The sequence below is a fragment of the Arthrobacter sp. 05L44 genome, assembly GCF_056397605.1.
In genome coordinates, this window is record NZ_JBFTNS010000002.1 from 574,196 (window position 1) to 597,848 (window position 23,653).

Annotated in this window: 13 protein-coding genes and 2 tRNA genes; 3 read left to right on the forward strand and 12 right to left on the reverse strand. The window is 67.3% G+C overall.

Translation table 11 applies throughout. From position 1 onward, the window contains the following. Positions 1-66 precede the first annotated feature (66 nt). The 4 genes from AC1DHY_RS07905 to AC1DHY_RS07920 all read right to left on the reverse strand — a co-directional run bounded on the left by AC1DHY_RS07905 (position 67) and on the right by AC1DHY_RS07920 (position 5,969). Positions 67-2,019 carry a S8 family serine peptidase gene (locus AC1DHY_RS07905; protein WP_476880312.1) on the reverse strand — a complete coding sequence of 651 codons (1,953 nt, stop codon included), beginning with the start codon at positions 2,017-2,019 and terminating at the stop codon, positions 67-69. 688 nt (positions 2,020-2,707) lie between these two features. Continuing rightward, positions 2,708-4,504 carry a selenocysteine-specific translation elongation factor gene (selB, locus tag AC1DHY_RS07910; protein ID WP_476903437.1) on the reverse strand — a complete coding sequence of 599 codons (1,797 nt, stop codon included), beginning with the start codon at positions 4,502-4,504 and terminating at the stop codon, positions 2,708-2,710. Positions 4,505-4,507: 3 nt separating this feature from the next. Beyond that, complete coding sequence (gene selA / locus AC1DHY_RS07915) at positions 4,508-5,839, reverse strand: L-seryl-tRNA(Sec) selenium transferase (protein WP_476903438.1); 1,332 nt, start codon at positions 5,837-5,839, stop codon at positions 4,508-4,510. 35 nt (positions 5,840-5,874) lie between these two features. Further along, positions 5,875-5,969, reverse strand: a tRNA-Sec gene (locus AC1DHY_RS07920). 44 nt (positions 5,970-6,013) lie between these two features. Between AC1DHY_RS07920 and selD the strand changes: the two genes are divergently transcribed. Continuing rightward, on the forward strand, positions 6,014-7,039 hold the full coding sequence (gene selD, locus AC1DHY_RS07925; protein WP_476880052.1) for a selenide, water dikinase SelD: 1,026 nt from the start codon (positions 6,014-6,016) through the stop codon (positions 7,037-7,039). A gap of 15 nt (positions 7,040-7,054) precedes the next feature. On the opposite strand, the gene nrfD is transcribed toward selD, so the two are convergent. The 4 genes from nrfD to AC1DHY_RS07945 all read right to left on the reverse strand — a co-directional run bounded on the left by nrfD (position 7,055) and on the right by AC1DHY_RS07945 (position 13,043). Beyond that, a complete protein-coding gene (nrfD, locus tag AC1DHY_RS07930; protein ID WP_476880053.1) occupies positions 7,055-8,146 on the reverse strand; it encodes an NrfD/PsrC family molybdoenzyme membrane anchor subunit in 1,092 nt (363 codons plus the stop codon). Beyond that, on the reverse strand, positions 8,143-9,153 hold the full coding sequence (locus AC1DHY_RS07935) for a 4Fe-4S dicluster domain-containing protein (RefSeq protein WP_476880054.1): 1,011 nt from the start codon (positions 9,151-9,153) through the stop codon (positions 8,143-8,145). Before AC1DHY_RS07935 ends, nrfD begins: the two co-directional genes overlap by 4 nt. Positions 9,154-9,257: 104 nt before the next feature. Next, a complete protein-coding gene (gene fdh, locus AC1DHY_RS07940) occupies positions 9,258-12,590 on the reverse strand; it encodes a formate dehydrogenase (protein WP_476903439.1) in 3,333 nt (1,110 codons plus the stop codon). 150 nt (positions 12,591-12,740) lie between these two features. After that, positions 12,741-13,043, reverse strand: coding sequence for an antibiotic biosynthesis monooxygenase family protein (locus AC1DHY_RS07945; RefSeq protein ID WP_476878700.1), 303 nt, complete (start codon positions 13,041-13,043; stop codon positions 12,741-12,743). An 894-nt stretch (positions 13,044-13,937) separates the two neighbouring features. On the opposite strand from AC1DHY_RS07945, the gene AC1DHY_RS07950 reads away from it, so the two are divergent. Beyond that, entirely contained in the window at positions 13,938-14,717 is a 780-nt protein-coding gene (locus AC1DHY_RS07950) for an alpha/beta fold hydrolase (protein WP_476878699.1), read from the forward strand. 225 nt (positions 14,718-14,942) lie between these two features. Here the strand turns inward: AC1DHY_RS07950 and AC1DHY_RS07955 are convergent. Next, positions 14,943-15,024, reverse strand: a tRNA-Leu gene (locus AC1DHY_RS07955). 208 nt (positions 15,025-15,232) lie between these two features. Here AC1DHY_RS07955 and AC1DHY_RS07960 point away from each other — a divergent pair. Beyond that, the gene (locus AC1DHY_RS07960) at positions 15,233-15,838 is read left to right on the forward strand and encodes an ANTAR domain-containing response regulator (RefSeq protein ID WP_056739732.1); all 606 of its coding nucleotides are present in this window, start codon (positions 15,233-15,235) and stop codon (positions 15,836-15,838) included. A 90-nt stretch (positions 15,839-15,928) separates the two neighbouring features. Here AC1DHY_RS07960 and pyk read toward each other — a convergent pair whose 3' ends face one another. From pyk to gltB, 3 genes are all read right to left on the reverse strand, one after another. Beyond that, positions 15,929-17,428 (reverse strand): pyruvate kinase, encoded by a 1,500-nt coding sequence (gene pyk, locus AC1DHY_RS07965; protein ID WP_476878698.1) that lies wholly within the window; start codon positions 17,426-17,428, stop codon positions 15,929-15,931. A 90-nt stretch (positions 17,429-17,518) separates the two neighbouring features. Then, complete coding sequence (locus AC1DHY_RS07970; RefSeq protein WP_476903440.1) at positions 17,519-18,976, reverse strand: glutamate synthase subunit beta; 1,458 nt, start codon at positions 18,974-18,976, stop codon at positions 17,519-17,521. After that, positions 18,969-23,585 carry a glutamate synthase large subunit gene (gene gltB / locus AC1DHY_RS07975; RefSeq protein WP_476903441.1) on the reverse strand — a complete coding sequence of 1,539 codons (4,617 nt, stop codon included), beginning with the start codon at positions 23,583-23,585 and terminating at the stop codon, positions 18,969-18,971. The genes AC1DHY_RS07970 and gltB overlap by 8 nt, the downstream gene beginning before the upstream one ends. Positions 23,586-23,653 lie beyond the last annotated feature (68 nt).

A 23,653-nucleotide genomic window follows, 5' to 3' on the forward strand; every position in this document is an offset into this window, starting at 1 on the left:
TGCGTGGGCCTTCCCCAGCTAGAAGACCTACGGGACCGCAGCGCCTGTGCAGGATCCCTTGGTGCGTCAGCGGAAGATGTTGTAGCTTCCCCAGCCGGTTCCGACGACGGTGCGGGTTCCCCAGGTTCCCTGGCGGTAGGGATAGTACGCGAGCCGGCCGTCGGTGATCCGCGCGGTGAGTCCGTGGCCGCCGGCTCCCCGAAAGCCGTCCAGGCGCGTGATGCTGTTGATGCTGTTCCAGCCGGTGCCCACGGTGCGGCGGGGTTCGGAAATGAAGCCGCCGGTTCCGGTGGAACGGTACAGCACCAGGCTACCATCGGTGCGCTTGGCCAACAGGTCTTGCGCCCCGTCCTGGTCGAAGTCGGCCATGGTGACGTACAGGCCTCCCCAGCCGGTCCCTGTCTTGATACGAGGACTGAGGGTTTTTCCGGTGCTGTTGCCGTAGTACCACAGGGTGCCCGCGGAGTCATACGCGACGACACCTGGGTATTTGTCGGTGGTGCGCCAGCGGCCGACGGTGACGTTGTAGCTGGCCCAGCCGGTTCCGATAGCTTGGGCAGGGGCAAAACCTCCGCCGGGCTTTCCGGGGTAGAAGGTCAGCCGTCCGTCCTTCCATTGGGCGATCACGTCGAAGACACCGTCCGCGTTCCAGTCGGTCACGAATCCGTGGATCAGCCCAGACCAGCCGGTACCGATTTTTTCCCGCGGCTGGAAGCCGCCCTTGCCGGTCGCCCGGTAGTTCCACAGCACGCCGTCGGACGCCGCCGCGACGGTGTCCGCGGCGCTGCCGATGGACGGGCGGAAAACTGTACCGACCGGGAGGGGAGCAAGGCGTGCAGCGTCTGTATTCAACAGCCGGTTGGGCGTGCCGACGCCCGGGGCTGCGATCACGCCGGGGCTGGCCTCGGCGGTCAACGCCGCGGCGACGGCCGCGGGGCTCAGCGCCGGGCTGTGCGACAGGACCAGGGCAGCAGCGCCAGCCACGTGCGGGGTCGCCATGGAGGTGCCGCTCATGGTGGCCGTCGCCGTCGTCGTGCCGATGCCGTCTGAGGTGATACCCACGCCCGGGGCGTAGAGGTCAACGCAGGCGCCGAAGTTCGAAAACGAGGCTTGCCGGTCCGAGGAGTCGCTCGCTGCGACCGTCAGGGCGTCCGGCAGCCGGGCTGGGGAACTGTTGCACGCGTCGACTGAGGCGTTGCCGGCGGCCACGGCGACCGTAACCCCGTCGTTGATCACCGCCTGAACCGCGGCATCCACCATAGAGCTGGCCGCGCCACCCAGGCTCAGATTCGCCACGGCCGGCACGCCGTCCTGATGGTTGGCGGCGACCCAGTCAAGGGCGGCCACCACATCCGAGTTGAAACCGGAGCCGGAGCAGTCCAAGACCCGTACCGGAATGATCGTGGCAGCCTTGGCGACCCCGTACGTCTTGCCGGCGATGGTCCCGGCCACATGGGTTCCATGGCCGTTGCAGTCACCCGTTCCGAGCCCGTCGGTGACCGCCGTCCAGCCCGCTGCGACGCGGCCGCCGAAGTCCGTGTTGCCGGCGAAAACACCGGTGTCAATCACGTACGCGCTCACGCCCGCGCCCGCGGCCGTGTAGGTGTAGGAACCGGACAGGGGCAGGGTGCGTTGATCGATGCGGTCCAGACCCCACGGTGCAGGCTGTTCGGTGTCCGAAATCTTTACGCGTGCGTCGGGCTCGACGCCGGCAACGCCGGCCGAGCTCCTCAGCTCTGCCGCCTGGGCCGCGGTGGCTGTGACAACGGCGCCGCGAACCGCTCTCGAGAAAGTGCGTCCGACGGCGATATGCCGGGACCGGAGGCTACGCACCTTTGCGGCGACGTCGGACCCGGGAACATAGCGCACCAGGTAACGGCCGGTTTCGGTCTGGCCGGTTTGCGCCGTCGCCGGGAACCCGGGCGCCGGCGGCGCGGCGATCGCGGATGCTGCCGAAGGCACCGAAAGACAGACCAGCAACATAGAGGCCAGGCAGGAGCGGAGGGTCGAGAGGCGCATTTTGATTTCCTTGAAACGGTGGGGCGGCAGGGGCAAAACCGTCATCTTCAAGGGTAGGGGCGGAGGCCAACCCGGGCCGTGGAACCGCATTAATCCTGCGGGAATCCTTTGGCACCCATAAGCCGTTCCCCCATCTCCGGGCTCGGTTCAAACGAGGATTGATGTGTCTACGCCCCGCCGCCGGCTCCCGCAGCTACGCCGGGACTCCGCCGTGTCCGGGACCGACACGATGCAGCACCGTTCACAGACAGCGGACCGGCCACGCTGGAGCGACGGGGAGCTGCCGTCGTTTCAGGCTTGCGTCGGACGCCTTTATTGTCGAGCCCGGCGGCATTGGCCCGATGCTCCCCGTTCGCTCAGTCACTTCTCGCGCCGACATGGAGGCTATATCCCTGGTCGAGATCCGAACATTTCCGAAGACGCGCCGTTGTTCAGAGGCATAAACTAGCGTCGATTCAACGGGGTGTCGAGAGGACACAGTCCAGGCTTTCGGCCGCCGGCCATCCGTGCGGCCGGTGGCGTCTTGGCGCTGTCGGGGCGCTGCCGCAGGGAGGATCGAGGAGGGACAGTGCCAGTGGGTGTGCGGGCGAAGTACCCTTCCAGGGGGCGGATTCACTGCCTGTCATCGGCAGCCGTTCATCGCTATTAGGGGGTGCCAGGGGTTCTGGGTCTTGGGAAATATTTTGGGTCAGCGCACAACGTTGCGGTGGCCCGCATCCAGGCGCTGGGTCCAACCTCGTGAATCAAGATGTTCCAGCAGTGGGATCGCGACCCGGCGTGTTGTGTCGAGGGCCTGACGGGCCTGGCTTGTGGTGAACGGCTGATCCAGGCCGGCAAGGGTGCGCATCGCAAGGGCCGGCGCCGTTGGCAGCAGCACCACGCCGTCACGCAGCCGAAGCAGGCGCCCCGCCCGTTCGGCGGCGGCCAGCTCCCGGTTGCCCAGACTGAGGTTGGCCAGCTCGTCGGCTTCCGGCGCGTGGAAGGGATGTACGGTGAGCCGGCGTTCCAACGCGGCGATCGCCGGCTCGACGGGGCCGAGTTTGTCTTTGCTGCCGGGGATCCGGATATGGCCGCCGTCCGCTTCGAGCTGTGCGCCGTCGATGACGTGGGGCAGCAACCTTTCGTCGGGCAGGGAGAGCAGGCCGACGGCCGCCCCCATCGACAGCCCGGGAGCCAGCGGGTCCCGCTTTTGCAGCTCCTCGACGGCGGCACGCAGACGCTGCCGCCAGGCCCCGAGGACGGGCGCGTGCACCCACCATTCACCAAGTACTTTCAGGCCCGGCAGCTGGGCAGAGTCCTGGCCGGACAGCAGCCCGAGCCGGTTCAGATGCTCTGCCCGGACCGCCCCGCGGGCCGCCACTTCTCCCAGCAGGTCACCGGCGGCATCCATACCGGCGAGCCGCTGCGCCCACGTGGCGCCGTCGCCGCGCCGCACGAGGGGTGGCGGGTCGGCGTCGAGGATGCGGGCGCCACCCAGCACGGAGTGCCGCCCCGGGTCACGCAGCACCAGGCGGTCGCCAAGGACCAGCGGCAGGCGCCTTTCGAGGATGAGCCGGGCGTGGTCGGCGCCGAATGGCCTGAGCCGGGCCGGCACCGACGCGGTTCCCACGTGCACCATGAGTTGTTCCGGCACGTCCGTATAGGCGACGCCCGAGGTGCGGTGAATGCCGACGACGCCGGTGGAGGGCCACGCGTCCGGAGTCACCAGGGCGTCTCCCCTGCGGATTTCTGCGGCAGCGACGTCGCGAAGGTTCAACGCCACCCGGCTGACCGGCATTACCGAGTCGCGGGCGGTGTCGCAGCTCTGCAGGCCGCGGATAACCACCGGGCGGGAATTGTCATGGCCGATCAGTTCCATCCGGTCACCCCGGGCAAGCGTTCCTGCCGCCAGCGTTCCGGTGACCACCGTTCCCGATCCGGTGATGGTGAAGGACCGGTCCACCCACAGCCGGACGCGCCCTGTGGGGGTAGGCGCAGGTATCCGGGCCAGGACGTCGTCGAGTGCAGCGCGCAGTTCGGGCAGACCGGTTCCGTCGAGGGCCGACACCGCGACTGCGGGCGCCCCCTGCAGCCCCGTTCCGCCCAGCTCTGCCCGGGTTCTGGCGAGTACGTCCGCGAGCCGGTCTCCCGAGGCCCGGTCCGCGCGGCTCAACACCACCACACCGTGCTCGATGCCGAGGGCGAGGACAGCATCGCGGTGATCGCTGGATTGCGCCTGCCACCCCTCATCGGCGGCGACGACGAAGCAGACGACCGGCGCCGGGCCGATTCCCGCCAGCATGTTTCCGAGGAATCGTTCGTGGCCGGGGACGTCAACGAACGCTACGCCTGTCCCGGAGGGCAGGGTGGTCCACGCATAGCCGAGGTCGATGGTCAGGCCGCGGCGCCGCTCCTCCTCCCACCGGTCCGGCTCCATCCCGGTGAGGGCGCGGACCAGGGTGCTCTTGCCCGAATCGACGTGCCCGGCCGTGGCGATGACGTGCACTGTTTAGCCCGCTCCGCCTGCGTCGGCAGCCGTCAGGGATGCCCGGGCCTGCCGTACAGCATGGAGAATCCGTTCGTCGTCCGCAGCGGGAACGCAGCGCAGATCGATCAGGCAGGCGCCGTCGTGGACGCGGGGCAGTACGGCCGGGTCACCCGTGCGCAAGGAGCGCGCGAGGCGCTCCGGGAGCCGCAGCGCCCATCCCGGCAATGGAACTCCGGGGGCGCCGCCGCCACCTACCCGGCCCTCATGGGCCACGACGGGCACATCGAGGGCCTCGGCAAGCCGGTCCGTGCGCCGCCGCAATTCATCGGCGTCGGCGTGCAGGGCCTGAAGAACCGGAGGCGGTCCCCCGGCAAGCGTCGCCTCCAGGGCGGCGAGGGCGAGTTTGTCGGCGCGGACCGCCCGGGCCAGCGGGTGGCGGGCCAACCGCGCGATCATTTCCTTGCTGCCCAGCAGCAAGCCCGCTTGCGGGCCGCCGAGCAGCTTGTCGCCGCTGGCGATGACGACGTCGGCCCCGCCCACCAGCGCGGAGGTCACGTCCGGTTCGTCGGGGAGGAGGGGGTCCGGTGCGAGCAGCCCACTGCCGAGGTCCGCCACGAGCGGCACGCCGTTGGACTCGGTCAGCGGACCCAGTTCGTGCAGCGGCACGGCCGACGTGAAGCCATCGACCCGAAAGTTGCTCGGATGGACCTTGAGCACACACCCGGTCTGCGGTCCCAGCGCGTCCGCGTAGTCGCGCAGGCGGGTGCGGTTGGTGGTGCCAACCTCCCGGAGCGTCGCGCCGGTTGATTCCATCAGGTCGGTCAACCGGAAGCCGGCACCGATCTCGACCAGCTCGCCCCGGCTAATGACCACCTCCCGGCCGGAGGCCAGGGCGGTGGTGGCCAAAACCAGTGCGGCCGCACCGTTGTTGACCACCAGGGCGTCCTCGGCGGCGGGGCAAGCGGCGAGCAAGGCGTCCCGGGCGCCTGCTCCCCTGCGTGACCGGGTCCCTTCGGCGAGGTTCAGCTCGACGTCAACATAGCCGCTGGCGGTGACGATGGCGTCCACCGCGGCTTCGGAGAGCGGGGCGCGTCCCAGGTTGGTATGGACGACGACGCCGGTGGCGTTCAGGACCGCGTGCAGCGTTGTTGGCCGCCGTGCGGCGAGGGCGGCAAGCAGTTCCCGCTCGACCAGCCGGGGTGGGAGCTCACCGCGGCGCGCCCGCTCCTGGGCCTGCGTGATGAGGTCACGGATAATCCGCTCACTGAGCCGGGACCTGGCCTCGCGCACGGCTGGCAGCGCCAGGAGATCATTGGTCCGGGGAATCAAGCGCCGGGGGTCAACGTGGTCCACAGCCCTCCTCCGGCGCCGGCGGTCATGCTTGAAGTTGGCGGTGGCGGACGGGAATCGAACCCGCCAGGCCGAGATACTCAACCGCACCGGTTTTGAAGACCGGGGGGCCCACCAGGACCCGGACGCCACCGCGCATCAATATAGCAGGGTTGCCTCGGGAGGTACGCTAGGCGGGTGAATGAGGCTCAGACCACAGCCCGGCAGCTCAAGGACGGCAGCCCGGGGACATTTCGGCTCACCGACTTTGCCCACGGAGGGGGGTGCGCCTGCAAGATTCCTCCCGGCGAACTCGAAGATGCCGTCCGGGGCCTCATCGGCCAGGCCGGCCCGGAGGTGCTCGTTGGCCTCGACAGCGGGGACGACGCCGCGGCCGTTTTGGTGCGCGATGATCTGGCTGTCCTCACCACCGCCGACTTCTTCACTCCCGTCGTCAACGATGCGTACGACTGGGGCCGCATCGCGGCGGCCAATGCCCTCTCGGATATCTATGCGATGGGTGGACGGCCCGTCACGGCCATCAACCTGGTCGGCTGGCCGCGGGGTGTCCTGCCGATGGAACTCATGACCGAGGTGCTCCGCGGCGGGCTGAGCGTGGCAGCCCAGGCCGGGTGCCCGGTCCTGGGCGGGCACTCCATTGATGATCCGGAGCCGAAGTACGGCATGGCGGTCACCGGCGTCGCCCATCCGGACCGGCTGCTGCGCAACGACGCCGCCCGCCCCGGGCTGCCCATCACGCTGACCAAGCCGATCGGCGTCGGGCTCCTCAACAACCGCCACAAACAGACCGGCGAAATCTTCGAAGAGGCAGTCGAGACGATGGCCAGCCTCAACCGTGACGCCGCCGAGGCCGCGGTGGCCGCCGGCGTCAAGGCGGCCACCGACGTGACCGGCTTTGGACTGCTGGGGCACCTTTTCAAGATGGTCCGGGCCTCGGAAGTGGGTGCCGTCATCGATGTCAGCGCGGTGCCCCTCGTCGACGGCGCCCGGGAGGCGCTGCACGATGGCTTCGTCTCGGGCGGGACCCGGCGCAACCTTGACTGGGTCCGGCCCCACCTCGGCGCGACCGCCGGCATCAGTGAGGACGATCTTTTGCTGCTGGCCGATGCCCAGACCTCCGGCGGCCTGCTGGTTGTCGGTGAGTTGCCAGGCTACCCCGTCATTGGCCACACCACGGCCGGCCGGGGTATCCAGATCCGCTAGGTCGGGGTCGGCCGGTCAGCCGCCGGTGGTAATCGCGTCACCGGTGATGCCGGCAGCACGGCGGGCAGCGAGCCGGTTCTTCTGCGGTTCAATGGTGTACCGGGGGTCCTTGGCCGAGGCTAGGCCGGCCTCGAACACCCCGAAGCGGGTCAGGGCCGAGGCGGCCAACAAGGCCACTCCCGAAGCTGCCGCTGCCACACGGTTACGTCCACCCAGGAGTGTCCCCAGTCCCCCGGCCAGGGCAAGCCGTTCGCTCCATTTCAGCATGGCGCCGGCCTTGCCCTGGTGCAGGGGTTCTGCTGCCACCGGGTCCATCCGCCGCTCCATCATCTTCATCGCGATTACATCGCCCACGACGCCGAGGACCGCGAGTTTCCGCGCGGGGCCGGCTTCGCGCACTGGTGTGGTGATCATGGCGAGGCCGCCGGACGCGAGGCTGGCCGAGCTCACGAACACGAACGGCAGATCCTCGTGGCCGGCGTGCCACGTCGGGGTGGCGGTGTCGCCGAGCAGCACGGCCGTATAAGCCGCCAGGGGCCCGGCGAACAGCGCGGCCTCGAAACCTGCCGGGCCCTCTACCGCCCGCAGCACTGTCCGCAAGGGACCGAGAGGCAACCGCTCACCGCTCATCCGGTTGATCTCCGCCACAGCGGCGACGCCGGTCCCGGCGCTGAAAGCGCTAAGAATCCAGGACCCGACGCTCATCGGCGAGGTCACCTTGAACGTCCGCAGCATGTTCAGGAATCGTTCCGGCCTGCCGAGGTCCTTGATCAGTGCGACCGCGCCGAGGCCCACCGCGGCGAGGGCACTCAGCCGGGCGTTGCGGCGCAGCGCCGGCCGACCGGTGAGCTGGCCGCCGAGCCCGAGCAGGGCCGAGCCGCCCGCGACCCCACCCAGGAACAGGTAGATGGCAACGTCGTCGCCCCATGGAGCCGGTTTGACCACCGGACGGCCGTAGTACGAGGTGAACTCCGGCTCCGGCACCATCGGCATTTCCCGCGAGCCGTCACTGTTGTCACGGCGGCGTCCGGTGCCGCGTTTAACGCCGGTCCGGCGGCGCCTGGCGGGCTCTGCCGGCCGGAAACTGTCGAATTCTGAAAGTGTCACTCCCGCCCTCCCAGGAAAGCCACCGCTGCGGCAACGGCCATGCCGGCTACCGCCAGGCCGGCCCGCTGGTACATTCTGGGCAGGTCTGCGGTGGGGACCCGAGGATCCGGCGGGAGTCCGTATACCTCGGGCTCGTCGAGCAGGAGGAAGACCGAGCCGGTTCCGCCAACGCCGTCGTTTTCGTTGGCACCATAGAGCCTCGCCTCGGTCATGCCCTGCGCATGCAGGTCGGCGACCCGTTCCCGGGCCGCCTCCACCATGTCGTCGTGGTCGCCGAACTTGATGGACGTCGTCGGGCAGGCCTTGGCGCAGGCGGGCGTCTCGTCGGCCACTAAGCGGTCGTAGCAGAGGGTGCACTTCTGGGCGATGCCCGCGTTGGGGACGGCGGGATGCCCGGCGTGCTGGTCCTCCCGGCTGGTGGCGACCTTCACCGTGCCGTTGCTGCGGCGCTCGATCACGCCGAAGGGGCAGCCGGCCACACAGGTGCCGCAGCCGTTGCAGACATCGTCCTGGACCACCACGGTACCGAATTCGGTACGGAACAGTGCTCCGGTGGGGCAGACATCGAGGCATCCGGCGTGGGTGCAGTGCTTGCAGACGTCGGAGGACATCAGCCAGCGGAAGTCTGCTGTGTCCGGCGGGGTGGTATCCGCCGCCGCGAGGTCCGTCACGGCAGCCCCGGCCGGGGCGGGCGGTCCGATGCGCGGCATGCCAAGGCTCACCAGCGCGCGGCCGGACTCCCGCGCCTCGACGATCCGCTCCTGACCCTGTTCGATGAACGCGACATGCCGCCAAGTGCTGGCGCCCAGCGCTCCGGTGTTGTCGTATGAGGACCCGAGGAGCTCCAGGTTTCCGTCCTGCGGGTTGTGGTTCCACTCCTTGCAGGCAACCTCGCAGGCCTTGCAGCCGATGCAGATGGAAGTGTCGGTAAAGAACCCCTTGCGCGGATGGTTGTGCTCCCAGTGGGCATCGGCGGTGGGGTCGGTCGGTCCGGCCAGCTGGCCCATCTAGTCCTCCAACGTCGGGTCGGTGTCCGGAAGGCCGCCATCAGGGGTCGGCCGTCCGGGCGGGGCAAAGTGTGCGGTGGCCGCGGCAGCAGCAGTCGCGTCGATCACTGCGCCTCCCCCTCGGGGCGTTGGTCCCTGCCGGAGCCAGGGTCGATGCCTTCCGCTTCAGGATCGGTCACCGCGCGGTTCCCGGTCTCGGTGGTCACCCCGGCGCGGGCTTGGTATTCGGCGACCAAGGCAAGCAGTTCGGCACCACGCGGGCGGCGCCCCGGGCAGATGTCGCAGGAGGCTACCTTCGATTCCTGGATCTGGACGTTGGGATCCAGCGTCACACCGAGCAGGTCATTGGCCGCATCGCCGCTCACGACGGCGTTGCTGCCGACGCCCCAGTGGTAGGGCAACCCGATTTGGTGCACGGTGTGGCCGCCGACTTTCAGCGGTGTCATCCGTTCCGTGACCAGCACCTTGGCCTCGATAGCCGATCGGGCGGAAATGATCGTGGCCCACCCGTAGGGTTCCAGTCCGCGCTCGGCGGCCAATTCCGGCGAGACCTCGCAGAACATTTCCGGCTGCAGCTCCGAGAGGTACGGCAGCCACCGACTCATGCCGCCCGCCGTATGGTGCTCGGTCAGCCGGTAGGTCGTGAACACGAACGGGTAGACGTCAGCTCCGGGGGTGCCGGCGCTTGGCGCGCTGAGATTGTCTTTCCGGGGATACACCAGGCGTGCCGGGCTCTGCTGCTGCGGGTAAAGCGCGTTGGCCACGGGCGATTCCTGGGCCTCGTAGTGCGTGGGAAGGGGCCCGTCCACGAGGCCTTTCGGCGCGAACAGCCAGCCCTTGCCGTCGGACTGCATGATGAACGGGTCATCGCCGCTGAGTGCGGCCGGACCACCGAGCGCGGGGTCGGGCCTGCTGCCCGGTGCGAGGTCCACCGGGAAGTCCGGCACGTCGTCGCCGATCCATTTGCCTTGTTCCTGATCCCACCAGATGTATTTTTTCCGCTCGCTCCACGGTTTTCCGGCCGGGTCAGCGGAGGCCCGGTTGTAAAGGATCCGGCGGTTGGCCGGCCAGGCCCAGCCCCATTCCGGAGCGGCGGGCCCCTGTTCCTGGCCCGGCTTCCGGTTGGCGGCGTGGTTGATGCCGTCAGCGTACACACCGGTATAAATCCAGCAACCGCCGGACGTAGAACCGTCGGCGCGCATCTCGGTGTAAGCGGAGAGCGGCTTGCCGGCATCCGGTCCGTCCAGGTGCCAGCCGTTGATCTCGGCAAGCACCGCCGCTGGATCCGGATCGCCGTGTTCATCCGTGGGGTAGTCCCACGTCAGATCCAGCAGCGGACGGTCGCGCTCATCCTGGGAACCGGCCAGCTTCTCCCGGATCCGCTGGCCCAGTTCGAAGAAGAACTGCAGTTCGCTTTGGCACTCCCCCGGCGGTGCCACCGCCTGGTGCCGCCACTGCAGGAGCCGTTGGGTCTGCGTGAACGATCCGGCCTTCTCGACGTGGGATGCCGCCGGCAGGAAGAACACCTCAGTCTCAATGTCCTCCGTGCGCAGTTCCCCGGACTCGATCTCCGGGCCGTCCTTCCACCAGGTTGCCGACTCGATCATGTTCAGATCCCGCACCACCAGCCACTTCAGATGCGACATGCCAAGCCGTTGCATCCGGCCGTGGGCCGAGCCGACGGCGGGGTTCTGCCCGAGCAGGAAGTATCCCTCCACCTCGTCGTCGAGCATGCTCATCACCGTCTCGTAGGTGCCGTGCGCTCCGGTCAGCCTCGGGAGGTAGTCGTAGGCCCAGTCGTTGTCCGCGGTCGCGGCGTCACCCCACCAGGCCTTCAGCAGGCTGATGGTATAGGCATCGGCGTCCGCCCAGAAACCCTTCTGTTGCTTCGACGCGTTGGCGTCCAGATAGTCCTGCAGCGTGTCGTGGCGCCCGACGCTGGGCATGGGCAGGTAGCCCGGCAACAGGTTGAAGAGCGTCGGGATGTCCGTGGAGCCTTGGATGCTGGCATGGCCGCGCAGCGCCATGATGCCGCCGCCCGGACGTCCCACGTTGCCCAGCAGCAGCTGGAGGATGGCCGCAGCCCGAATGAACTGCGCCCCCAGGGAGTGCTGGGTCCAGCCGACAGCGTAGGCAAAGCACGTCGTCCGCTCGCGCCCGGAGTTTTCCGTGATTGCACGGGCCAGATACTCGAAGTCGGCGGCTTTGATGCCGCACATGTCCTCGACCATCTCCGGTGTGTAGCGGGCGTAGTGCCGCTTGACGATCTGGAAGACGGTCCTGGGGTCCTGCAGGGTGTCGTCCCGCTGCACCTCGGCATGCTCCAGGGACGGGCCGCCGCTGCCGAAGAGGTCGCCCGCAGCCCGAGCGCCAGCATCTGCTCCATGTTCCGGTCCCGCGGGCTCACCAATGGCGCCGCCCTCTTCTTCCGCGTACGACCACGACGACGTGTCATAGGCTCCGGTTTCAGGATCGAACCCGGAGAACAGGCCGCCCAGATCCTCGGCGTCGCGGTAGTCCCCGTGGACCAGCGTGGCGGCGTTGGTGTACGCGCCGACGTATTCTCTGAACCAGAGGTCGTTAGTAATGACGTAGTTAATGAGCGCGCCCAAGAGAACAACGTCAGAGCCAGCCCGGATGGGAATGTGCTTATCCGCGACCGCGGAAGTACGCGTGAACCGGGGGTCGATGTGGATGACCTTAGCTCCGCGCGCCTTAGCCTCGGCCACCCACTGGTATCCCACGGGATGGCATTCGGCCATGTTGGAACCCTGAATGACGATGCAGTCGGCGTTACCCATGTCCTGCAGTGATTGCGTCGCACCACCGCGTCCAAACGAGGCTCCCAAACTGGGAACCGTGGCGGAGTGTCATATGCGGGCCTGGTTCTCGGTCTGCACCGCCCCGGCTGCGGTGAAGAGCTTCTTGATCAAGTAGTTCTCTTCGTTGTCCAGGGTTGCGCCGCCCAACGAAGCGATGCCCATGGTGCGCCGCAGCAGCCGTCCTTTATCGTCTTCCTGCTGCCAGGTCCTGCGGCGGGTTTCGATGAACCGGTCCGCCACCATGTCCACGGCGGTAGCGAGGTCCAGCCGTTGCCACTCGGTGGAACGCGGGGCACGGTATAACACCTTTGTCTGCCGGCCCGGCGAGTTAACCAGCTGCTCGCTGGCCGAGCCCTTGGGGCACAGCCGGCCGCGGGAGATGGGCGAATCGGGATCGCCCTCAATCTGGACAACCTTCTCGTCCTTGACGTAGACGCGCTGACCGCAGCCGACGGCGCAGTAGGGGCACACACTCTGCACAACACGGTCCGCGGTTGATGTACGCGGGACTATCGCCTGGGTCTTGGCGGAGGTGACTGACGGCCCGCGGCCCAGCAGATCGCCGGTGCTCAGCTGCCGGACGACCGGCCATTGAAGAAAACTTCGCGGTGCCATCTTCGGAGCTTATCCCAGATCACATTGGGAGCAACAGGAAAGCGATCCGCGATTCGTGTCGCGCGCTCTGATAGAACGTCTTTCCCGAGATTCGTCCTGCTGTCATAAGCCATGGCTGCTACAGTCTCTTGCGCCACCGCGCTACCTACGCTACTGAGGAGCGGAGCTCACGAGCTCGAAGTGTTCGACCAAAGGAAACGGCTTGTAGAACTTATGCAGAAGCTCCCGCCACTGCTGATACTGCTGGGATTCCCTGAAGCCAACCGTGTGGTCCTCTAGGCTGTCCCACTGCACGAGAAGTAAGTAGGTGTTGGGTGTTTCGATCGAGCGTGAGAGCGACAACGAGACGAAGCCACGCATCGACGCTATAACCGAACGAGCGCGGTCGAATGCTGCCTGGAATTCTTCTTCTTGGCCGGAAATGACGGGAAGCAGCGCGTGTTCGGTAATCATCCGGTCAGTCTTGCAGATTCCCGCCGCGGCGGGATAAGGAACTTCCTAGGACGACTGACATGCATCTTTTCAACGTGCGGGCCCGGCTTGTCGGCCGGTCGTCAGAACTTCATGTGTCGGGGGCGGATGGCCACCACCTTAATGATCCCGGCCAGTCCCGGCGGCACTGCTACAAGGGCCGCGAAATGGGGCAGGAGGCTGTCCCCCGCCGTACCGCTTACCGGATCGTACGCCAGGCTGATTGTTCCGGTGTAGTTGTGGTCCCGCAGGCCAATCGTCAGAGCGACGCAACCCCCAGATGTGTCGGCACATTAAAGCAAAAACCCCTCTGACGAGGGGTTATGCGTGCCCGAGGTGGGACTCGAACCGGGTCCCAGCCCCTGAATTTCCGCCGCTCCCCGATAACCTCCGCAATCCGGCCCAGTCCGGCACCAGCACGACCCGTTCCGAAGTCCGGGGTGTGCAAATTGCACACCCTCGCTGGTGACCACTTTGGCGCAACAGGCTGCCAAAGCGGCAGTCCGCGGGGGCAGTTGTGGCTTGAACGCGATTTCGCTCCGATTTGACGAGTAAGCCTCCGGAACCGGGCCGGCTTCGAACAAGCACAGCACTACGGGGCGGCCCTCATGCCGGAAATCGATGACGATCACGCCGGCGGTTCCTCCTTCCGACATCACCGACCGCTCCGGCGCGGACGGGACAGAAAACGACCTACGCGGGTTCGGCCCGAGGACACCCGGAAGTTCTCACTGTCGCCGTCGTATCCGGCGCTCTCCACCACGGTGGTACTGCTGTTTCTAGCACTGCGCTCAGCGCCGCGTATCGCTGTGCCGTCGAGCCTTTCGCCGGATGACTCTTGACCAGACATGTTGCACCGCCCCCTAGAGTGAAGTCATGCTGCACTCAACCCGGCAAGGCTCCGGTAAGCCACTCCTCCTGGTCCATGGACTCGGTTCCAGTATTGGTAACTGGAATCCGGTAATCCCGGCGCTGGCCGCTGAACGCGATGTAATCGCCGTCGACCTCCCCGGTTGCGGCGAATCCGCGCCGCTGACCGGCGAAACCACCATTGCCACGCTGACCGATGCCGTCGAAGCCTTTATCCGCGACGAGGAACTGGGTGACATTGATCTGGTAGGCAGCTCCATGGGCGCCCGGATGGCATTGGAAATGGCACGGCGAGGGCACGCTGGCACCACGATCGCACTGGACCCTGGTGGATTCTGGAATGACCGCCAGGCAGCGATCTTTGGTGCAAGCATCAAGGCATCCGTCGCACTGGTGCGCCGCATCCAACCGGCGCTCCCCTTCCTCACGGGCAACCCCGTGGGCCGGACGGCCCTGTTGGCTCAGTTCTCCGCCCACCCATGGAAGCTGCCGCAGGATCTGGTGCTGCATGAGCTTCGCGGGTTCAAGACATCGACCAGTCTGGACCCGGCCCTCAACGCGCTGATTCACGGACCCCGCCAGGAAGGCGCACCGGCTGGTTCTCTCAAGGGCAAAGTGGTCATTGGATGGGGGCGGAAGGACAAGGTCACCGCTCCGAGAGAGGCGGCGCGGGCCACGGAGCTGTTCCCGGATGCAACGCTGCACTGGTTCGAAAACTGCGGTCACTTCCCGCACTGGGACCAACCAACGGAAGCGGCGCGCCTGATCCTCGATAGCACCGGCTGAGCTGCGGCTGAGCGCCGGGGCGGAGCCATTAACGTTGAGTTGGCTTCAGAAAGATGGAACCTGCCCCGGCTCGAAATGATGCATTTGTTGCATTTGACGGAGGATGTTCACGCGGTGACCAAGAGCCTTAGTCCGCCCGTTGAAGGCGCCCTCACGGACGCCCCAAAAAAGTTCAGCCTTTTCAACACCAAACCAACAAAAAAGCCTTAACCTGCGATAACACTGTGCCCGAGGTGGGACTCGAACCCACACACCTTTCGATACCGCATTTTGAGTGCGGCGCGTCTGCCAATTCCGCCACTCGGGCGCGGAGTACACCGGCTGTCATATTCGCGGCCCCAGGTCTCCTGTGAGCAACGCGATCGCTTCCGGTGCGCGAAATTACTCTACATGCAGATAGGCTGAATTCCAGAATCGCGCCAGTGACGCCGCATCGATCCCTACCGGCCCCCAGTACACCCGCGGACGCGCCACAGAATGGCTCACCGCCCGCCGTACCTTTCCAAGGAGTTCCCGTGTCAGAACAGACGGAGTCAACCCCCACTTCCCAGCCCGCGCGCCGCGTTGTGGTCGCCGAGGATGAGACCCTCATCCGCCTGGACATCATCGAAATCCTGCGCGGCGAAGGCTACGACGTGGTCGGCGAGGCGGACAACGGCGAGAAGGCCGTGCAGCTCGCCGAGGAACTGAAGCCGGACCTGGTCCTCATGGACGTCAAGATGCCGGTCATGGACGGTATCTCCGCCGCTGAAAAGATCGTCAAGGCACGCATCGCCCCCGTGGTCCTGCTGACCGCGTTCAGCCAGAAGGAACTCGTGGAGCGGGCCCGCGACGCCGGTGCCATGGCCTACGTGGTCAAGCCCTTCACCCCGGCGGACCTGATCCCGGCCCTGGAGATCGCTCTGTCCCGGCACGAGGAGATCAAGGCCCTCGAGAGCGAGGTCAGCGACCTGCAGGAACAGTTCGCCACCCGCAAGCTCGTCGAGCGTGCCAAGAGCCTCCTGACCACCAAGATGGGCCTGACGGAGCCGGAAGCGTTCCGCTGGATCCAGAAGACCTCCATGGACCGGCGCCTCAGCATGCGCGAGGTTGCCGAGACCATCATCAACCAGGTCAACTAGCGCGAACACAAAAAACACAAGCACAAAAGGGAGGGTCCCCGCCGCTGAAACCCAGCGGCGGGGACCCTCCCTTTGTGTCTCCGGCGAAGACTAGAGCTTGGCGCTCTTCTTCTTCTTTTCCGGCCACGGGCCCACCTTGTCCTTGGCCCCGGCGTTCTCGCTGTGGCTGCCGGCGTCGGCGAGGTCGCCCACCTTGTGGACCTTGAGCATGTTCGTGGACCCGGCCTTACCGGGAGGGGAACCGGCGGCAATGACCACCATGTCGCCGTCGTCCACCAGGTCCATTTCCAGCAGGCTGCGGTCAACCTGTGCGGTCATCTCGTCGGTGTGGCCCACCATCGGGACCAGGACGGGCTGGATGCCCCAGGTCAGCGCGAGCTGGTTCCAGACGTGCTCCACGGGGGTGAAGGCGAAGACCGGACGGATCGGGCGCAGGCGGGAGAGGCGGCGTGCCGAGTCACCGGACTGGGTGAAGGTACAGATGTACTTTGCTTCCAGCTGGTCGGCGATTTCGACGGCGGCACGGGTGATGGCGCCACCGCGGGTCTTGGGCTTGGTGCCCAGCGGGGGGACGCGCTCCAGGCCGTGGACCTCGGTGGATTCGATGATCCGGGCCATGGTCTTGACGGTCTCGATCGGGAACTTGCCCACGCTGGTCTCGCCGGAGAGCATCACGGCGTCCGCACCGTCGAGCACGGCGTTGGCGCAGTCGGAGGCCTCGGCACGCGTCGGGCGCGGGTTGTCGATCATGGATTCCAGCACCTGGGTGGCCACGATGACGGGCTTGGCCCAGCGGCGGGCCAGCTCGACGGCGCGCTTCTGCACGATCGGCACTTCCTCAAGCGGAAGCTCAACACCGAGGTCGCCGCGGGCCACCATGATGGCATCGAACGCGTCGATGATTTCGGGGAGCTGCTCCACGGCCTGGGGCTTCTCGATCTTGGCGATCACCGGCACGCGGCGGCCTTCTTCGTCCATGATCTCGTGGACGCGCTTGATGTCCGAGGCGTCGCGCACGAAGGAGAGGGCCACCATGTCCACGCCGCGGCTCATGGCCCAGCGGAGATCGTCCTCGTCCTTTTCGCTCAGCGCCGGCACGTTGACGGCCACGCCGGGGAGGTTGATGCCCTTGTTGTTGGACACGTAGCCGCCGACCACTACAGTGGCGACGACCTTGACGTCGTCGACCTCGATGGCGCGCAGCGCCACCTTGCCGTCATCGATCAGGAGGGCATCGCCCGGGTTGACGTCCTCGGTGAGGCTCTTGAGCGTCGTGGAGCAGATGTCCTTGGTGCCCGGGACGTCCTCGGTGGTGATCGTGAACGTGTCACCGACGGCCAGCAGGTGCGGTCCGTCGACGAAGCGGCCCAGGCGGATCTTGGGGCCCTGCAGGTCGGCCATGATGGCAACGGCCTTGCCGAGCTGCCCCGCGGCCTTGCGGACGTTCTCGTAGGTGTTGTCGTGCACGGAGTAGTCTCCGTGGCTCATGTTCATCCGGGCAACGTCCACCCCGGCTTCCAGAACAGCGAGCGTGTTCTCGAAGCTCGCGATCGCCGGTCCAAAGGTGGCCACAATTTTAGCGCGTCTCATATACCTACCCTAGTTGTCTCTTGGTTGTTTTTAGTTGTCGCGGAGAAGAACGGCCGATGGCCGGCCCGGGCCCGGAGGGGGCCGGACCGGCTACAGGACCGCGATCGCCCGGTCGGTCGGCGCTACTGGCGCCGGGAGAACGGTGCTTCCCATCAGGAATTTGTCCACCGCCGCAGCGCACGCCCGGCCCTCGGCGATCGCCCAAACGATCAGGGACTGGCCGCGGCCGGCGTCTCCGGCGACGAAGACCCCTTCGGTGTTGGTCATGTAATACCCGTCACGGGCCACGTTGCCGCGGCCGTCGAACTCGGCGTTGACCTGTTCGGTGATGCCGGCCGGTTCGGCGCCGGTGAAGCCCAGGGACAGGAAGACCAGGTCCGCCGGGATCACCCTCTCGGTACCTGCCTTGGGCAGCCGCTTGCCGTCGACGAATTCCGTCTCAGCGACCTTCACGCCGGTCAGCTTGCCGTTCTCGCCGACGAACTCCACGGTGGAGGCGAGGTAGCTGCGTTCGCCGCCTTCCTCGTGGGCGCTGGCCACCTCGAAGAGGGTGGGGAACGTAGGCCAGGGCTGGTGCGCCGCACGCTCGGCGGAAGGCTGCTTGCCGATCGCCAGCGTGGTCACCGACGCCGCCTGGTGCCGGTGGGCGGTGCCGAGGCAGTCCGCGCCGGTGTCGCCGCCGCCAAGGATGACAACGTGCTTGCCCGCGGCGTTGATCTGGTTTTCCACCGTCTCCCCCGCGACCACGCGGTTGGCCGGGACGAGGTAGTCCATGGCGAAGTGGACGCCCTCGAGCTCACGGCCCGGGATGGGCAGGTCCCGCGGGACGGTGGCCCCGGTGGCGACCACCACGGCGTCGTAGCGCCGGCGCAGCTGCTCCCAGGTCACGTCGGTGCCGACTGCGACGCCGGTGCGGAAGCGGGTGCCTTCGGCCTTCATCTGGTCCAGGCGGCGGTCCACCTGCTCTTTTTCCATCTTGAAGTCGGGGATGCCGTAGCGCAGCAGCCCGCCGATTTTGTCGTCGCGTTCGTACACGGCGACGGTGTGGCCTACGCGGGTCAGCTGCTGCGCGACGGCCAGTCCGGCGGGGCCGGAGCCGACGACGGCGACCGTCTTGCCGGAGAGGCGGGCCGGCGGCAGCGGGTTGACCCAGCCGTTGTCGAACGCCTGGTCAACGATGGAGACCTCCACCTGCTTGATGGTCACGGCGGGCTGGTTGATGCCCAGTACGCAGGACGCCTCGCAGGGTGCCGGGCAGAGCCGGCCGGTGAACTCAGGGAAGTTGTTGGTGGCGTGCAGCCGCTCCATGGCTTCCTCGCCCTTGTCCCGCCAGACGAGGTCGTTCCATTCCGGGATGAGGTTGCCCAGCGGGCAGCCCTGGTGGCAGAACGGGACGCCGCAGTCCATGCAGCGGCCGGCCTGGCTCTTCAGGACACCCTTTTCCTGGGCTTCGTAGACCTCTTTCCAGTCCATGATGCGGACCGGGACGGGACGGCGCGGCTGCGTTTCACGCTGGCGTACTTTCAGAAATCCGCGTGGATCAGCCACCGGTCACCTCCAGGATTCGAGACCAAACTTCTTCGCCGTCGGGGTCCAGGCCCTCTTCGATGGCGTCAAGACGGGTTTGCAGGACGGCCGCGTAGTCGCGCGGCAGCACCTTGGTAAGGCGGGCTGCGGTGTCATCGAAGTTCTCCAGCAGCCGGGCCGCGAGCTGCGACTCCGTCTCCTCGAGATGCTTGACCAGCAGGCCGTGGACAATGTCGCGGTCCTCGGCGTCGAGCTCGCGCAGCTGCAGCTCGCCGGCGTCGAGGGCCTGCTTGTTGACCCGTTCGGTCTGCAAGTCCAGGACGTAGGCGGTGCCGCCGGACATGCCGGCGCCGAAGTTGCGGCCGGTGCGGCCGATGATCAGTGCCTGGCCGCCGGTCATGTACTCGCAGCCGTGGTCGCCGATGCCTTCGACCACCGCGGTGGCGCCGGAGTTACGCACCATAAACCGCTCCCCCACCTGGCCGCGGAGGAACAGCTCGCCGCTGGTGGCGCCGTAGCCGATCACGTTGCCGGCGATCACGTTGCGCTCCGCCTGGAAGACGTTGGTGCGGTCCGGGCGGACGATGATCCGGCCGCCGGACAGGCCCTTGCCGACGTAGTCGTTCGAGTCGCCGAACATCCGCAGGGTGATGCCTGCGGGCAGGAACGCGCCCAGGGACTGGCCGGCGGTGCCGGTCAGGGTGACGTCGATGGTGTCCGTGGCGAGCACGTCCGTGCCGAAGGTCTTGGTGACCACGTGGCCGAGCATGGTGCCGACCGACCGGTCCGTGTTGATCACGTCGACCGAGATCTTCACCGGGGTGCGGTCGCTCAGGGCCTCGGCGGCCATCGCGATCAGGCGCTGGTCGAAGTGCTTGTCGAGTTCGTGGTTCTGGCCGGTGAGGTTCCGCAGCGGGGCGTCGTCGTCGAACTCTAGCCCGTGCAGGATGGGGTCCAGGTCCAGGCCCTCGGCCTTCCAGTGGCTGATCGCCTCACGGGTGTCGAGCATTTCGGCGTGGCCGATTGCCTCCTCCAGGCTCCGGAAGCCGAGCTCGGCCAGGATTTCCCGGACCTCTTCGGCAAGGAACTCGAAGAAGTTGACCACAAACTCGGGCTTGCCGTCGAACCGGGCGCGCAGTTCGGGGTTCTGCGTGGCGACGCCGACGGGGCAGGTGTCCAGGTGGCAGACGCGCATCATGATGCAGCCCGAGACCACCAGCGGTGCGGTGGCGAACCCGAACTCCTCGCCGCCCAGCAGCGCGGCGATCACAACGTCGCGGCCGGTCTTCAGCTGGCCGTCCACCTGCACCACTACGCGGTCGCGCAGGCCGTTGAGCATCAGGGTCTGCTGGGTCTCGGCCAGGCCGAGTTCCCAGGGGACGCCCGCATGCTTGAGCGAGTTCAGCGGCGAGGCGCCGGTGCCGCCGTCGTGGCCGGACACCAGGACGACGTCGGCCTTGGCCTTCGTGACGCCGGCGGCAACGGTGCCGATGCCCACCTCGGAGACGAGCTTGACGTGCACTCGGGCCGAGGGGTTGGCACGCTTGGCGTCGTAGATCAGCTGCGCGAGGTCCTCGATCGAGTAGATGTCGTGGTGCGGGGGCGGGGAGATGAGGCCGACGCCGGGCGTTGAGTGCCGGGTCCGGGCCACCCAGGGGTAGACCTTCTGGGCCATCAGCTGGCCGCCCTCGCCGGGCTTCGCGCCCTGCGCCATCTTGATCTGGATGTCATCGGCGTTGGAGAGGTACAGGCTCGTGACGCCGAAGCGGCCCGAGGCGATCTGCTTGACGGCCGAACGGCGGGTGGGATCCAGCAGGCGGTCCACGTCCTCGCCGCCCTCACCGGTGTTGGACTTTCCGCCCAGCCGGTTCATGGCGATGGCGAGGGTCTCGTGCGCCTCCTGCGAAATGGAGCCGTAGCTCATGGCACCGGTGGAGAACCGCTTGACGATGCTGGAGACGGGCTCCACTTCCTCGAGCGGGACCGCCGGGCGCAGGCCGCCCTTGAACTTCAGGAGCCCGCGCAGGGTCATGAGGTTCTCGGACTGGTCGTCGACGCCGCGGGTGTAGGACTTGAAGATGTCGTAACGGCGTTCGCGGGTGGCGTGCTGCAGCCGGAAGATGGTCTCCGGGTTGAACAGGTGCGGTTCGCCGTCGCGGCGCCACTGGTACTCGCCGCCGCCCAGCAGCGGCTGGTGCGGCAGTTCGATGCCGCTTTCGGGGTACGCCATCCGGTGCCGGGCAGCGACCTCGGCGGCGATGATGTCCAGGCCGACGCCGCCAAGCTGGGAGTGGGTGCCGGCGAAGTATTCGTCCACGAGTTCCTGGCCGAGTCCCAGGGCCTCGAACGTCTGGGCGCCGGTGTAGGAGGCCACCGTGGAGATGCCCATCTTGGACATGATCTTCAGGACACCCTTGCCGAGGCCCTTGATCAGGTTGTAGACGCCGTCCTGCGGGGTGACGCCGGTGACGTCACCGGAGCTGATGAGCTGCTCCACCGACTCCATGGCCAGGTAGGGGTTCACGGCTGAGGCGCCGTAGCCGATCAGGACGGCGACATGGTGGGTCTCGCGGACGTCGCCGGCCTCGACCACCAGCGCGGTCTTGGTGCGGTTGGCGCTGCGCAGCAGGTGGTGGTGCACGGCGCTGACCAGCAGCAGCGACGGGATGGGGGCCCACTGGGCGTTCGAGTCGCGGTCCGAGAGGACGACGTACTGCACGCCGCGGTTGATGGCGCCGGAGACCTGCTCGCAGATTTCGGTGAGCCGGGCGCGCAGGGCGTTTTCGCCGCCGTCGGGCCGGTACAGGCCGCGCACTTTCATGGCGACGCGGTCGCCGTCGGCGTTCTCGATGTTGGCGATCTTGGCCAGCTGGTCGTTGTTGATCACGGGGAACGGCAACGAGACCTGCGGCTGGCGGACCTGCTTGGTGTCCAGCAGGTTGCCGTTGGGCCCGATGGCACAGGTCAGGGACGTGACCAGTTCCTCGCGGATCGCGTCCAGCGGCGGGTTGGTGACCTGCGCGAAGGACTGCACGAAGTAGTCAAAGAGCAGGCGCGGCCGCTTGGAGAGCACGGCCACGGGGGTGTCCGAGCCCATGGCGCCGAGCGGTTCGGCGCCGGTGCGGGCCATCGGGCCGAGCAGGATCTTCAGTTCCTCGGTGGTGTAGCCGAAGGTCCGCTGGCGGATGTTGACCGACGCGGCGGTGTGGACCACGTGCTCGCGCTCGGGCAGGTCCTTGAGGTCGATCAGGTTGTCCTTGAGCCATTCGGCCCACGGGTTGGCCGCGGCAACCTCCGCCTTGACCTCGGCGTCGTCGATGATCCGGCCGGCGTCCGTGTCCACGAGGAACATCTTGCCGGGCGAGACGCGGCCCTTCTTGACCACCTTGGCGGGTTCGACGTCGATCACGCCCACCTCGGAGGCGAAGACCACCAGGCCGTCCTCGGTGATCCAGTACCGTCCCGGGCGCAGGCCGTTGCGGTCCAGGGTGGCGCCGACCAGGTTGCCGTCGGTGAAGGAGACGGCCGCGGGGCCGTCCCACGGTTCCATCAGCAGGGAGTGGTACTCGTAGAACGCGCGCCGGGCCGGATCCATCGTGGCGTGGTTTTCCCAGGCCTCGGGGATCATCATCATGATCGAGTGCGTGATTGGGCGGCCGGAGAGCCAGAGCAGTTCGGCGACCTCATCGAAGGACGCCGAATCGGAGGCGCCCGGCGTGCAGATCGGGTACAGCTCCTCGGGGCTGTCCCCGAGCAGCGGGTTGGCAAGCTGCGACTGGCGGGCGCGCATCCAGTTCCGGTTGCCCTTGACCGTGTTGATCTCACCGTTGTGCGCGATAGTGCGGAACGGCTGGGCCAGCGGCCAGGACGGGAAGGTGTTGGTGGAGAAGCGGGAGTGGACAATGGCGAGCTTGGTCTTGAAGCGCTTGTCCGAAAGGTCAGGGTAGAACGGCTCCAGCTGCGCGGTGGTCAGCATGCCCTTGTAGACGATGGTCCGGGATGAGAGCGAGGGGAAATACACGCCGAACTTGTTCTGGGCGCGCTTGCGGATCCGCCAGGCCCGGGAGTCCAGTTCATTGCGGGACAGCGTTTCGCCGGTGCTGGAGGCGAAGAACGGCTGCGCGAAGTACGGCATACAGGCCCTGGCCATGGCGCCGACCAGGTCCGCGACGATCGGCACTTCGCGCCAGCCCAGGACGGTTAGTCCCTCGTCGGCCGCGAGGCCTTCGATGCCGGCTTTGGCGCCGTCGGACTCGCGCTGTTCGGCGGGCAGGAAGGCGGTGCCGACGACGTATTGGCCGGCGGCCGGGAGCTCGAAGTCGGTGACTGCGCGGAAGAATTCGTCCGGAACCTGCATAAGGAGGCCGGCGCCGTCGCCGGTTCCCTCGTCGGCCCCGACGGCACCGCGGTGTTCGAGGTTGCGCAGGGCGGTCAGGGCGGCGTCAACAATGTCGTAGCCGGGCTCGCCGCGGAGGGTGGCGATGATGGCCAGGCCGCAGGCGTCCTTCTCCTGCTCCGGGTTGTACAGCCCGGCCGCTTCCGGCAGGGCCGCGAAGAGCTTGAAGGGTGAAACAGCCGCGCCGGGCTGGTCCGGACCGGACCAGCTGGGGCTGTGAAGAGTTTGGGTCATGGGAGACGTCCTTCCTCCTGATCGTGCGTATGGGAGGGACAACATTGGCCCGAATCGGTGCGCCGGTG

Bases quoted from the DNA above. Each gene is read 5' to 3' on its own strand.
- AC1DHY_RS07905 (WP_476880312.1), bottom strand. From the start codon at position 2,019: ATGCGCCTCTCGACCCTCCGCTCCTGCCTGGCCTCTATGTTGCTGGTC.
- AC1DHY_RS07935 (WP_476880054.1), bottom strand. From the start codon at position 9,153: ATGGGCCAGCTGGCCGGACCGACCGACCCCACCGCCGATGCCCACTGG.
- AC1DHY_RS07945 (WP_476878700.1), bottom strand. From the start codon at position 13,043: ATGATTACCGAACACGCGCTGCTTCCCGTCATTTCCGGCCAAGAAGAA.
- AC1DHY_RS07950 (WP_476878699.1), top strand. From the start codon at position 13,938: ATGCTGCACTCAACCCGGCAAGGCTCCGGTAAGCCACTCCTCCTGGTC.
- pyk (WP_476878698.1), bottom strand. From the start codon at position 17,428: ATGAGACGCGCTAAAATTGTGGCCACCTTTGGACCGGCGATCGCGAGC.
- gltB (WP_476903441.1), bottom strand. From the start codon at position 23,585: ATGACCCAAACTCTTCACAGCCCCAGCTGGTCCGGTCCGGACCAGCCC.